Source organism: Bradyrhizobium sp. Rc2d, assembly GCF_900099855.1.
GTDB lineage: Bacteria > Pseudomonadota > Alphaproteobacteria > Rhizobiales > Xanthobacteraceae > Bradyrhizobium.
This window is the reverse complement of record NZ_FNCU01000001.1, coordinates 516,007-528,697: the sequence shown is the minus strand read 5'-3', so window position 1 is coordinate 528,697 and position 12,691 is coordinate 516,007. Positions and strand designations below refer to the sequence as shown.

At 65.4% G+C, this 12,691-nt stretch carries 13 protein-coding genes; 3 read left to right on the top strand and 10 right to left on the bottom strand.

What is annotated here, in order from left to right; all coding sequences use genetic code 11:
* Positions 1-6: 6 nt before the first annotated feature.
* A complete protein-coding gene (locus BLV07_RS02425) occupies positions 7-1,305 on the bottom strand; it encodes an MFS transporter (RefSeq protein WP_091879135.1) in 1,299 nt (432 codons plus the stop codon).
* Positions 1,306-1,458: 153 nt separating this feature from the next.
* Here BLV07_RS02425 and BLV07_RS02420 point away from each other — a divergent pair, with 153 nt between their 5' ends.
* Together BLV07_RS02420 and BLV07_RS02415 are read left to right on the top strand one after the other, a co-directional pair.
* A complete protein-coding gene (locus tag BLV07_RS02420) occupies positions 1,459-2,373 on the top strand; it encodes a LysR family transcriptional regulator (protein ID WP_091879132.1) in 915 nt (304 codons plus the stop codon).
* Between the two features lie 37 nt (positions 2,374-2,410).
* Positions 2,411-3,235 (top strand): aspartate dehydrogenase, encoded by an 825-nt coding sequence (locus BLV07_RS02415; protein ID WP_091879129.1) that lies wholly within the window; start codon positions 2,411-2,413, stop codon positions 3,233-3,235.
* A 2-nt stretch (positions 3,236-3,237) separates the two neighbouring features.
* On the opposite strand, the gene BLV07_RS02410 is transcribed toward BLV07_RS02415, so the two are convergent.
* From BLV07_RS02410 to BLV07_RS02375, 8 genes are all read right to left on the bottom strand, one after another.
* The gene (locus BLV07_RS02410) at positions 3,238-4,542 is read right to left on the bottom strand and encodes a PQQ-dependent sugar dehydrogenase (protein ID WP_091879126.1); all 1,305 of its coding nucleotides are present in this window, start codon (positions 4,540-4,542) and stop codon (positions 3,238-3,240) included.
* 142 nt (positions 4,543-4,684) lie between these two features.
* On the bottom strand, positions 4,685-4,894 hold the full coding sequence (locus BLV07_RS02405) for a hypothetical protein (RefSeq protein ID WP_091879123.1): 210 nt from the start codon (positions 4,892-4,894) through the stop codon (positions 4,685-4,687).
* Positions 4,895-5,134: 240 nt separating this feature from the next.
* Complete coding sequence (locus BLV07_RS02400; RefSeq protein WP_091879119.1) at positions 5,135-5,761, bottom strand: methyltransferase family protein; 627 nt, start codon at positions 5,759-5,761, stop codon at positions 5,135-5,137.
* Positions 5,762-5,788: 27 nt separating this feature from the next.
* A complete protein-coding gene (locus tag BLV07_RS02395) occupies positions 5,789-6,820 on the bottom strand; it encodes an NAD-dependent epimerase/dehydratase family protein (RefSeq protein WP_091879117.1) in 1,032 nt (343 codons plus the stop codon).
* A 30-nt stretch (positions 6,821-6,850) separates the two neighbouring features.
* Positions 6,851-7,369: an Mpo1 family 2-hydroxy fatty acid dioxygenase gene (locus tag BLV07_RS02390; RefSeq protein ID WP_176945338.1), complete on the bottom strand. Its 519-nt coding sequence runs from the start codon at positions 7,367-7,369 to the stop codon at positions 6,851-6,853.
* A gap of 174 nt (positions 7,370-7,543) precedes the next feature.
* Positions 7,544-8,212 carry an OmpA family protein gene (locus tag BLV07_RS02385; RefSeq protein ID WP_091879111.1) on the bottom strand — a complete coding sequence of 223 codons (669 nt, stop codon included), beginning with the start codon at positions 8,210-8,212 and terminating at the stop codon, positions 7,544-7,546.
* Positions 8,212-8,628, bottom strand: a complete 417-nt coding sequence (locus BLV07_RS02380; RefSeq protein WP_091879108.1) for a hypothetical protein — start codon at positions 8,626-8,628, stop codon at positions 8,212-8,214. Before BLV07_RS02380 ends, BLV07_RS02385 begins: the two co-directional genes overlap by 1 nt.
* An 89-nt stretch (positions 8,629-8,717) precedes the next feature.
* A complete protein-coding gene (locus tag BLV07_RS02375) occupies positions 8,718-9,008 on the bottom strand; it encodes a type II toxin-antitoxin system HicB family antitoxin (protein WP_091879105.1) in 291 nt (96 codons plus the stop codon).
* Positions 9,009-9,566: 558 nt separating this feature from the next.
* Between BLV07_RS02375 and BLV07_RS02370 the strand changes: the two genes are divergently transcribed.
* On the top strand, positions 9,567-9,896 hold the full coding sequence (locus tag BLV07_RS02370; protein ID WP_091879103.1) for a hypothetical protein: 330 nt from the start codon (positions 9,567-9,569) through the stop codon (positions 9,894-9,896).
* Between the two features lie 27 nt (positions 9,897-9,923).
* On the opposite strand, the gene BLV07_RS02365 is transcribed toward BLV07_RS02370, so the two are convergent.
* A complete protein-coding gene (locus BLV07_RS02365; RefSeq protein WP_091879100.1) occupies positions 9,924-12,497 on the bottom strand; it encodes an ATP-dependent helicase in 2,574 nt (857 codons plus the stop codon).
* Between the last annotated feature and the right edge of the window lie 194 nt (positions 12,498-12,691).

Here is a 12,691-nt window from a genome sequence, read left to right as displayed (position 1 = left end):
GAGAGATCAGTGGGATTGCGGGACGGGTTCGACGGGCGCGGGTTGCGCGCGCGACAATAGCAGGGTGAGGACCGCAGAGAGAACGAGCAGGCCGGCGACGAAGTAAAGCCCGCCGACAAAACTGCCGGTCTGGTCCTTGATCCAGCCGATCATCGCCGGACCGACGAAGCCGCCGAGATTGCCGATCGAGTTGATGGTGGCAATGCCGGCCGCGGCCGCAGGACCGGACAGGAACAGCGTCGGCATGCTCCACAGCGGCGGTTTTGCCGAGGAGATGCCGATATTGACCAGCGTCAGCGCGACCAGCACGGCGACAATGCCGGCCGCGAGACCAGCATAGGCGAGGCCCGCGGCGGCGATCAGGCAGGCCCACACAACGTGCCAGGTGCGCTCGTCGGTGCGGTCCGAGTGCCGCGCCCACAGGATCATGGCGATGACGGCGGCCGTTGCCGGCAGCGCATTGAGAAAGCCGACCTGAAGCGAGGATAGGCCAAACTGCTTGATGATCTGCGGCGCCCAGACGCCGAGCGTATAGAGGCCGGCCGAAGTGCCGAAATAGATCAGCGACAACGCCAACACGCGGGGATCGGCGAGCCCGCGCCAGATGCTGTGGCTTGCGGTCGCGGCCTTGCTGGTGGTCTCGACGTTCATGGTCTCGACCAGCCAGCGCCGCTCGTCCTCGGCAAGCCATTTCGCCTTCTCGGGACGGTCGGTCAAAAAGCCCAGCACGACGAAGCCGAGCAGCACGGCCGGCAGCGCCTCCAGCACGAACAGCCATTGCCAGCCCTTGAAGCCGAGCATTCCGTCCATCTCCAGCAGTGCACCTGATATCGGCGAGCCCAGCACGGTCGAGAGCGGCGCGGCCGCCATGAACAGCGCGGTCACCGCGGCGCGCTGGCGCGCCGGAAACCAGTAGGACAGATAGAGGATGATGCCCGGAAAGAAGCCGGCTTCGGCGACGCCGAGCAGGAAGCGCAGCACGTAGAAGCTGGTCGGCCCTTGCACGAACGCCATCGCCGCCGAGACCATGCCCCAGGTGATCATCACCCGTGCGATCCAGATCCGTGCGCCGATCTTGTGCAGGATGATGTTGGAGGGCACCTCGAACAGGAAATAGCCCCAGAAGAAGATGCCGGCACCGAAGCCATAGACCGCCGGCGACAGGCCGATGTCCTTGTTCATCGTCAGCGACGCGAAGCCGATGTTGACGCGGTCGATGAAGGCGACGAAGTACAGCAACATGATGAAGGGAACGATGCGCAAGGTGATCTTGCGCAGCACGCGCGTCTGAATCTCGCTCGCCACCCTGGCCTCCTGCAATCCCGGTTTATCGTTGTGTCGGCGGGCCGGAGGGCCCATGCCGGCGACGAGCCTAGGCGGGAGCAAGCTGCAGACTCAATTGGCGCTGGTTTATACAAAAAAATGATATAATCATGGGGAGGATCAGAGGACCGGCGAATGGAATTGCATCAGCTTCGCTGCTTCGTGGCGGCGGCCGAACAGCTGCATTTCGGCCGCGCGGCGCAGCAGCTCCAGATGCTGCCCTCCGCGCTCGGCCGCCAGATCAGGCTGCTCGAGGAGGATCTGGGCACGCGGCTGTTCGCGCGGACGACGCGCGCGGTGTCGCTCACCGAGGACGGCGCGACGCTGCTGCGCGATGCTCGCGCCATCCTGGCCCGAGTCGAGGCGGTCGAGAGCAATTTGCGCAACCGCTCACGCGCAGGCGCGCGGCGGCTCCGCGTCGGCGCCATCGACAGCGCGGCCGCGGGATTGCTGCCGCCGCTGCTGCGCGACTTCCGCGACAAGCATCCTGACATCGCGGTGCAGCTCCTCGAAGACAAGACGATCCGGCTGCTGCCGAAGATCCTGACCGGCGCCCTCGATCTCGCCTTCGTGCGTCCGCCCGACCGCGCCGACAAACGGCTCGAATTTCGCGATCTACTCCAGGAGACGGCGATCGTGGCGTTCCCGCAGCGGCATCCGCTGGCCAAGAGGACGTCGATCAGGCTGGCTGACATCGCCGACGAGGCGATGTTGGTGCCGGACCGCCGCTCGCGGCCACACAGCCACGACCTCACGATGAAGCTGTTCGAGCAGGCCGGCCTGACACCGCGCATGGTGCAGGTCGCCGATGAGAAGCAGACCATCATCAACCTGGTCGCAACCCGGCTCGGCGTTGCGATCGTGCCGCGCTGGACCGCACGGATGGCGGTGACGGGCGTACGCTTCGTGCCGCTCCGGCCGAAGCAGGTCGGCCCGGTCGGCCGGCTGCCGCTCGCCGCCGCATGGCTGCGCGGCTCGCGCGATCCGGCCCGCGACGCCATGCTGGCGGTGCTGGAGGCGCGCCTGCGCAGCTATGCGCGGGAGGCCTGAGGCGCTATGACGAAAGCTCGGATCAAAGGTGGGTGCGATGGCTGAACGGAGAGCGTCGGGCGAGTTGCGGGTTGCCATTGCGGGATTGGGCTCGATCGGCACCAAGATCGCGACCGCGCTCGACCAGGGCATCGAAGGACTGACACTGTCGGCGGTGGCCATGCGCGATCCCGCCAAGCATCAGGCGTTTCTCGGCGGCCTGCGCCGCCCGCCGCGGGTCTTGCCGATCGACCAGCTCGGCGAAGTAGCCGACATAGTGGTGGAGTGTGCGCCGAGCCGGCATCTGCGCGAGATCGTCGAGCCTGCGGTCAGGCGTGGCAAGGCCGCGGTCGTGGTCAGCGTCGGCGGGCTGCTCGACAATTTCGATCTCGTCGATCTCGCCCGTGCCAATGGTGGCCGCATCATCGTGCCGACCGGCGCGCTGATCGGGCTCGATGCCGTCAATGCCGCCGCGATCGGCATCATTCATTCGGTGAAGATGGTGACGCGCAAGCCGATCGATGGCTTGAAGGGCGCGCCGTTCATCGTCGAGAACAATATCGATATCGACAAGCTACGCGAACCGCTCAAGCTGTTCGAGGGCACCGCGCGCGAGGCCGCAAAGGGTTTTCCGGCCAATCTCAACGTCGCCGTCGCGCTGTCGCTTGCAGGCGTCGGGCCCGACCGCACGCAGGTGCAGATCTGGGCTGACCCGACCGTGACGCGCAACGTTCATCGCATCGAGGTCGAGGCGGATTCCGCTCGCTTCTCGATGTCCATCGAGAACATCCCGTCCGAAAATCCCAAGACCGGCCTGATCACCGCACTGTCGGTGATCGCGCTGCTGCGCAAGCAGCGCGCCACGTTGTGTGTGGGGACTTGAGTTTAAGCCCCCGTCACGCGCCAGATCACGTTGCCGACGTCGTCGGCCATCAGCAGCGACTTCTTGTCGGGGCCGATCACGACGCCGACCGGGCGGCCGTAGGATTCCTTCTCGTCCGGGGACAGGAAGCCCGACAGGATGTCGCGACCGGGGCCGGACGGCTTGCCGTTCTCGAACGGAATGAACACCAGCTTATAGCCCGACAGCTTGCTGCGATTCCATGAGCCGTGCTGGCCGATCACCAGTCCGTCGGGGAAGCCGGGCAGGGTCCCTGCGGGCATCCAGCACAGGCCGAGCGAAGCGGTGTGGCCGCCGAGCGCGTAGTCCGGTTGAAGCGCCTTGGCGACCATCGCCGGATCCTGCGGCACGCGGTCGTCCACCGTCTTGCCCCAGTAGCAATAGGGCCAGCCATAGAAGCCGCCGTCGCGCACCGAGGTCAGATAGTCCGGCGGCGTCTCGTCGCCGAGGCCGTCGCGCTCGTTGACAACGGTCCAGAGCACGTCCGTCGTTGGCTCCCACGCGAGTCCCACGGGATTGCGCAGGCCCGCGCCAAAAATGCGATGCGTGCCGGCGACGAGGTCGAGCTCGTAGACCGCGGCGCGGCCTTCTTCGACCTCCATGCCCATCTCGGCGATGTTGGTGAGCGAGCCGACACCGGCATAAAGTTTTTTGCCGTCGGGGCTCGCGAGCAGGCTGCGGGTCCAGTGGCCGCCCGGCTTGAAGGTCGTGAGCCGCTTGCCCGGCGCGGTGATGCGGTCGGCATTGGCGACGTAAGGAAACGCCATCACACCATCGGTGTTGCCGACATAGAAGGTGTCGCCGACCAGCGCCATGCCGAACGGCTGGCTGAGGTTTTCCATGAAGGCGCCGCGAACCTCCGCGACGCCGTCGCCGTCCTTGTCGCGCAAGAGCGTGATGCGGTTGGCGGAAACGCCGAGCGCTGCGGCGCGCCGCATCGTCGCCTGCATCGCATAGTGAAACACGGTGCGCGGGGGGCCGGCGATCTGCGTCGCTTCCGCGATCAGCACGTCGCCATTGGGCAGCACCTCGATCCAGCGCGGATGATCGAGCCCGGTCGCGAACGCATCGACCTTGAGCCCGGGTGCGACGGTCGGCTTCTGGCCCTCGCTCCAGCCGCGCGCGGTCGGCATCTTCAGCGTCGGGATCGCGCCTTGCGGTTTCGCCTCGGGGATCGCAGGCGTCTCTCCCCAGGCGGGTGCCGGCTCGGTGCCCGACAGCTTGCGCCATTGCAGCGCGATGCCGCCGAGGAGCGCAACGAACTGCGCAAAGATGCTTGAAAACGTCATGAGAAGCCCCTGTGTGCGCGCGCATCCAACTGGTTGACGGGACAGACGTCAACCTGTGCGGCATGCCGCCGGGCTCTATTCCCTTGGAATGGCAGCCGATCGAATTTGCATGGGACGAACGCCGACGGGCTGTGCGCGGAGATCAGCGGCCGATTTGCCGCTCGAGGCGCTGTGCCGCGCGAACATCATCGAGGTGACGGATGTTCGGTCTGAGCGCGGCCTCCTTGGACGGGAGGTGATAGACCCGCGCCACCGTGCGCTGCTTTCGCTTCGGCCACCCGGGCGGCAACACCCGCGCCTTGCGGACGGCGGCAATCGCGTGCTCGCGAAAATAATCGTAGGCATCCGACATGGCTCGATGCTCTGCGGGTGGTGCAGGTTCGAGGGGTAACGGGGGCAGGGAGCGGCGGTTCCCGGCGAGGCGCACTGCCTCCACAGCGTCGTCCTGGCGAAAGCCAGGACCCATACCGCGGAATCTATCGGTTGTGGCGCGGTGGGAGTACCGGACGGCGGCTCTCCGCCAAACTCCTCCCTGGGGTAATGGGTCCTGGCTTTCGCCAGGACGACATCGGAGGATGTGGCGGCCTCTTCGTCACCGCGGCGACAGGAACGGGATGATCATCGGCACGCGGCGGCAATAGGCGCCGTAGGCGTCTTCGCCGAGCTCCTTGGACAAGAACACTTCTTCCATCCGCCCCTTCTGCCACATGCCGAGCGAGATCAGGATGGCGCCGAGGATCGCGGTCACGGTGCCGACCGCGATCCCGGTCGCGAGCATGCCCGCGATCAGCCCGGTGTAGATCGGGTGGCGCACGATGCCGTAGGGACCCGTGTCGATGACGCGATGGTCTTCCTTGTGGGTGATGGTGTTGGACCAGAATTTTCCGAGATGCAGCCGTCCCCACCAGGTGAAGGAGATGCCGGCGAGCACGATCAGGGCCGTGATGTAGACGCCGGTGTTGCTGAACACCCAGAGCGGCTTCTCGTTCAGCACTTCGGCCGTCCACGGCGTGAACAGGATGCCGCCGACCAGGATCGGGATCCGATAGCGGCCGGACTCCAGCGTCATCACCTGCTTCTGGGTGCGGCCCTGCCAGAACGAGGCGCCGACCCAGCTGGCGAGCCAGGCGAGCCAGATCAGGGCGAGCAGTTGCGTCGGCCAGGTCGTGGTCCAACCACCCCAGGCGACAGAGAGAAGCTTGCTGAAATCGAAGGACATGAAGGTTCTTTGCGTTGGGCGGAGCGCTCAGCTCGCGCGCGAGGAGAGCGCGTGATGCTCGATGGCGCCGGAGGCGGGCAGGCCGCCGCGGGCGAGAAGGTGGGTGATGGTTTCGCGCAAGACCGGCTCGATCGGACGCGGCGAATAGCCGAGCTCGGTGCGGGCCTTGCCGATCGAGAGATCGCTCGCGGCCAGCGCGATGCGCACGCCCTCGGCGGTGCCGTTCGGCGGCCGGCGCGTGATGTGATCGGCGATGTATTCAAGCATGATCGCGGAGAGTTCGGCGATCCTGCCGGGCACGACGACCGGAAACTGCCGGCGGCCGCTCATCGCCGACATCATGCGCAGGATGTTGCCGAGCGGGACGCAGTCGCCGCCGAGAATGTAGCGGTGGCCGATGCGGCCACGCTCCATGGTCAGCACGAGACCCATGGCGACGTCGCGGACATCGACGAGGTTGACCAGGAAGTTGAGATGCGGCTGCACCTTCTTCTGGAGGAAGTACCACAGCATCGCGGTCGGCGGCGTCAGATTGTGGTCGGCTGCGCCGATCGGCATGGTCGGCGTGCCGATCACGAGCGGAAAGCCGCTGGCCGCGGCTTTCGCGGCGCAATGCTCGGCGAGCGACTTCGAGCGCGTATAGGCGCCGGGCATCGCATCGGCTGGCTGCAGCGCCTCCTCGGCGGGAACACCGTTGAGGTCGGAATAGGGGAACAGGATCGATTCGGTCGAGCAGTGCAGGAAGCGCGACACGCCGCGCTTCATCGCGGCCGCGAGCACGATCTCGGTGCCGCGGCAATTGACCTCGTGAAAGTCCTGCTTGTTGGCGGCCCACATGCCGGGCAGGCCGGCGAGGTGATAGACCTGATCGACGCCGGCCAGCGCGGCATCGACCGCATCGCGGTCCAGCACCGAGCCATGGGCATATTCGACATCCGCGTTCGCCGCGGCCGGCGGACGAACATCGAGAACACGCACCCGCTGCCCACGGGCGCGGAGCGCTTCTACGAGATGATGTCCGATGAAGCCGCTGCCACCGGTAACCAGTACGAGAGCCATGAAGACGGTTTGCTGTTTCGCTTCTGGAAGTTATCGAGTCGAAAGGGAATTGGTCGGAAGAGGCCCCAGAATCGCGGCAAGGTCGCGACGGAAGCCCAGTGCAATGAATAATTTTGCCATCACGAACATCGGCCCAAGCAAAAGATGCGAAGGAAAAGTGAACAACGAGGCCTCGCGCCCCTCAAAAACCTTGTGGCCGATGGTCTGCGCGGCGAGGCCGAGCACGACCAGCGTGGCGAAAATCGCCCACATCGCCACAATGCTGACTTGCGCCGCGATGGCGGTCGCAATCGAAAACAGCACAATGGAGACGGCCAGAATGCCGAGCCCGAGCCCCAGATCGAGCAGCAGCCAGTAAATCAGAACCGGCAGCGCCAGGATCACCGCGAGGCTGACATCGAATCCGAACAGCGGCAGCTTGACCAGTGTCAACGGCATGACAGCGCCGGTGAACAGCAGGAGGATGCCGACCACATGCATCGCCGTGTTCCGGGGATCGCGATGGTACTCGACGTAGACGGCAAGTTGGCGCTGAAAAAAGCCACCCATTTCGGTCTCATGCAGCACGGGGTCGGGGGAAGGGGCGAACAGAGGCTATAGCACCTGATAGGGCGGTGCACAAACCGGCGCTATTGTCGCGCGAGACCGCGCTGTTGCGCTGTGAGACAGATCACAAAATGGCTAGAACTTCAAAGGGTTCCGTCAGCGCGAAGCCGCGTTCGCTCAGCGTTTCTTGGCGGGCTTTTTCGCCGCAGGCGCAGGTGCCGCAGCCGGACGCGCAGGCTCCTCCGGCAGCTTGGCATAGGTCAGGATCTGCAACTGGCCGTTGACGGCCGAAGTCGGCTTGGCCCGGTCGAGAAGCTGCTCCTCGCCGAGGCCGATCGGATGCAGCCGCTTGGTCGAGATCTTGAACGTGTTCACCAGCACGTCGCGGATCGCATCTGCCCGGCGCTGGCTCAGGATCGCATTGGCCTCGCGCGTTTTCGAGTTGGATTCGACATGGCCGACGATCAGGAAGGTGTAGGGCAGCAGCGAGGAATGAACCAGCGCGTCCGCGATGCGGCCGACGGTCTGGTAGGATGCCGGCTGGATGATCGGCGTGTCGGCGTCGAACTGGATCTGTGCGTTGAAGGCAGGCAGCTTGGCGAGATCAGGCGCGATCAGCGGCCGGTTCACCGGACCGGGATCGTTCTTGATCCTGGCCTTGGCGCGCTCCATCACCTGCTGCTTCAGCGCGGGAAGGTCGACCTCGGCGGCTTCCTCGAAATGGTTGAGCTTGCCGACGATGTCGTCGCGGGTCGGCGCCGCCGTCTGCGCGCGGGCCGCGCCCGCGAGCAGCACGAAGCCCAGCGCGATTCCTAATCCGGCGGTGGAGAGCCCCTTCGCGCGCATCAGCGATACCCCGCGTCGTCGACGGCCTTCAGGCAGTTGTTGCTGATGCCCTTTGGCGTCGAGACCAGGCAGGGGATCGACTTGCTGGTCTCCTTGGTCGAGCCGCCGCAGACCTTGACGATTTCGCGCTGGCAGGCGTTCGCCACCGTGACGCGCGCGGCAACGCGCTTCTGGATGGCGTCGAAGACGCCGAGATAGTCGCTCTGGCACTGCGGGGACAGCACGTCGCGGTTGCGCGACAGGCACTCCTTCAGCCGGGTCGAATCGGGATTGACGCCGCGGCAATTGGCGACGATTTCCGCACCGCAGCTCGCCGCCAGTTTTCCGATCGAATCGCCAAAGCTCATGGTCTCCGCCGCGGCAAGCGACGGCATCCCCAATACAAGCACGATCAATGTGATGGAGCCCCGGACCATGGGTTGCATCTGATACGGGGAAGTTCGCGATGGTCAAGAGCTGTTCGGACCAGAACTGTCGAGAGTCCGGCCAGTGCGGCGAACAGTCCTCACTCCGCGGTATCCGCGCGGGAGGGAAATTCGATCCGGGCGACCATGTGGTTCCTGAGATCGTCGGCAAATTCCGGATCGGCCTCGAGCTCGGCCAGCGTCCGCGGCGGAGGAAGCTGCCGGCCGTCGTCGAGCAGGTCCTGCGCATAGAGCGCGAGCGCCTCGGGCGCATTCTCAAGGGCCTCGTCGACGTCATCGCCGCCGGAGATGCAGCCGGGCAGGTCCGGAAACCAGACGCCGACGACGTCGTCCGGGCCGGCATCCTCGATGATGGCGATGTAGTGAGGCATGGCAGGACTGGTGGCCCCGAAGGTTGTGCCGCTGGGTTTGGTTCAATTATGGATACTGCATCTGGGGAGGTAAGCAATTGAGCAAATTGACTCTGGCTGAAGGCGCCGGCTCGTTCGTGTTTCATGATGACGGCGCCGCCCCCTCGCCACGTTCGATGCGGGTCTTTTCGTTTTGCCCTCGATCGAGCACTCGGCACACGCGCATCATCATCGCGATGCATGGCGTCGATCGTGCCGCTGCGGAGTTTCGCGATCTTCTCGCACCGCAAGCCGAACGCAACGGGCAAATCGTGCTGGTGCCCGAGTTCGATCCGGACCAGTTCCCAGGCGTCCACGCGTACAATTTCGGCGGCGTGCGACGGCCACCACCCGACAACTCGCTCCTGCCGCGCGATTATTGGAATTTCGGGGTGATCGACCGGCTATTTCACCGGGTCCAGCTGCGACACCTTCGGCCTGTTCGGCAATTCCGCGGGTGCCCAATTTGTCCTGCGCTATCTCGCTCTCAACGAGGCCGCTTCCGTTGACCTTGCCGTTGCCGCCAACTGCGGAGGCTACATGCTGCCGAACCTCAGTATGGATTATCCAGACGGCATGGGAGGGATTGGCCTCAACACAAGTCATTTGCGGAGGTATCTGGGGCGCTCCCTTGTCATCTTGCTGGGCGATGCCGACAACGACCCGGACGCCCCCGATTTGCCGCGGTGGGACGAGGCGATGGCCCAAGGGCCGCACCGCCTTGCCCGTGGTCTCTGGCATTTCGAACATTGCACCCAGTTGGCCAAAAGCCTCGGCGTCGCGCTGGGCTGGAGACTCGAAATTGCACCGGGTGCCGGGCACGTCGACCAGCTGATCTACGACCAGGGAGCGAACATCTTGAACGGTTGAATGGAACGCCTTGTCTACAGGGCCTGATCACGCCCGCTGCACAAAGCTGTCCACGACCTTCTTCTCACCGGCCTTGTCGAAGGCGATGGTGAGCTTGTTGCCGTCGATCTTGGTGACGCGGCCGTAGCCGAATTTCTGGTGGAAGACGCGGTCTTCCAGCGAGAATTCCGAGGTCGTGCCGGTGGATTTGGCGACCAGCTCGCCCTCGATGGTGAGGGGACCGCGGCGGCGCGAGGAGAAGCTGCCGAAATCGGGCGAGGACGAAGAGGAGAACGAGGTGGCCTCTTCCTCGAAGCCGCCGCGGCCGCCGCCGCCGCGGTTGCGGTTGGCCTGCGCCCGCTGCCAGCCCGGCGTCGAATAGCTGGAGCCGAACGCCTCCATGTCGTCGAAGCGCGAGGCGCCGTAGCTGCCGGTGCCGCCCCAGGCCGAGCCGCCCTTGGATTCCGTGATCTCGACATTGGCCGCCGGCAATTCGTCGAGGAAGCGCGACGGGATCGTGGTCGACCAGGTGCCATGGATCCGGCGGTTGGTCGCAAAATAGATTTTCGCGCGGCGTCGGGCGCGCGTGAGACCGACATGGCCGAGCCGGCGCTCTTCTTCCAGCCCGGCGCGGCCTTGCTCATCCAGCGTGCGCTGGCTCGGGAACAGGCCTTCCTCCCAGCCCGGCAAGAACACGTTGTCGAATTCGAGTCCCTTGGCCGAATGCAGCGTCATCAGCGACACCGCGTCGTCCTCAGCGCCGCCGTCGCGGTCCATCACCAGCGAGATGTGCTCGAGGAATCCTTGCAGGTTCTCGAACTCCTCCATCGAGCGCACGAGTTCTTTCAGGTTCTCCAGCCGGCCCGCGGCGTCGGCCGAACGGTCCTTCTGCCACATCTCGGTGTAGCCGCTCTCGTCGAGCACGATCTGGGCGAGGTCGGTATGCGTGGTGACTTCGCGCTGGGCACGCCAGCGGTCGAACTGCGTGATGAGATCGCGAAGCGAGCCGCGCGCCTTCGGCTTCAGCTCGTCGGTCTCGACCACCGCGCGCGCCGCCTCGAACAGCGGGATGCGGCGCTTGCGCGCGTGGTCGTGCAGCATCTGCACGGTGGCGTCGCCAAGGCCGCGCTTGGGCGTGTTGACGATGCGCTCGAAGGCGAGATCGTCGGCGGGTGAATTGATGACGCGCAGATAGGCGAGCGCGTCGCGGATTTCGGCGCGCTCGTAGAAGCGCGGGCCGCCGATGACGCGATAGGGCAGGCCGAGCGTGACAAAGCGGTCTTCGAACTCGCGCATCTGGTAGGAGGCGCGGACCAGGATCGCGATCTCATTGAGCTTCTCGCCCTGGCGCTGGAACTGCTCGATCTCCTCGCCGATGCCGCGCGCTTCCTCTTCGGAATCCCACGAGCCCGTCACCGTGACCTTCTCGCCGTCCTGGTCCTCGGTGCGCAGCGTCTTGCCGAGCCGGCCTTCATTATGCGCGATCAAATGCGAGGCGGCGGCGAGGATGTGGCCGGTCGAGCGGTAATTGCGCTCGAGGCGGATCACCTTGGCTCCCGGAAAATCGTGCTCGAAGCGCAGGATGTTGTCGACCTCGGCGCCGCGCCAGCCATAGATCGACTGGTCGTCGTCGCCGACGCAGCAGATGTTTTTGGTCTTCTCCCTCTCCCCGTCCTTCACGGGGAGAGGGCTGGGGTGAGGGGCTGTCTCAACGAGCGATATCTCTGGTTGGTCCTGTACCCCCTCACCCGGATCGCCTAAAGGCGATCCGACCTCTCCCCGCAAGCGTGGAGAGGTGAAGGAAGACGGCGCCTGCGACAGCAGCCGCAGCCACAGATATTGCGCGACGTTGGTGTCTTGGTACTCGTCGACCAGGATGAATTTGAAGCGCTGCTGGTATTGCCTGAGGATGTCCGGATGCTCGCGGAAGATGCGGATGTTCTCCAGCAGCAGATCGCCGAAATCGGCGGCGTTCAATATCTTCAGCCGCTCCTGGTAGCTCGCATAGAGCTTGCCGCCCTTGCCGTTGGCGAACATCGCGGCCTCGCCCGACGGCACCTGCGACGGCATCAGGCCGCGGTTCTTCCAACCGTCGATCAGCCCGGCCAGCATGCGTGCCGGCCAGCGCTTGTCGTCGATGTTCTCGGCCTGGAGCAGCTGCTTGAGCAGCCGGACCTGGTCGTCGACATCGAGCACGGTGAAGTTCGACTTGAGCTGCGCCAGTTCGGCATGGACGCGCAGGATGCGGCCGCCGATGGAGTGGAAGGTGCCGAGCCACGGCATGCCCTCGACGGCATGGCCCAGCATCTGGCCGAGCCGGTGCTTCATCTCGCGCGCGGCCTTGTTGGTGAAGGTCACCGACAGGATCTCGGCGGGGCGGGCGCGGCCCTGGCTCAGGATGTGGGCGATGCGCGTGGTCAGGACGCGCGTCTTGCCGGTGCCGGCGCCGGCCAGCACCAGGACCGGACCGTCCAGCGTCTCCACCGCCTCGCGCTGCTCCGGATTGAGCCCGGACAGATATTTCGGGCCCACCGAGGCGCGCGCACGCGCGGCGATGCCGCCGGCTGCGGGCTGGTGGTCGGGAACGCCTGTGATCTTGCTCGGCTCGGTCATGCGAATCATTGGCCCCACGATGGCACCGCGGGGTGACGGAAGGGAGCCTTCTTAACAGGGATTGGTCCTTATATGGGGCGTCGTGACACGGTTTTCCACGTGCGCGGCAGGCCGATTTGTTCCTGCGAAGTCAGCGAATTTCGCTCTTGCGTGGGCCGGAACCATCGTTCTCGCGTCGAGATTGTCTGGGCAGGTGGCGCGGC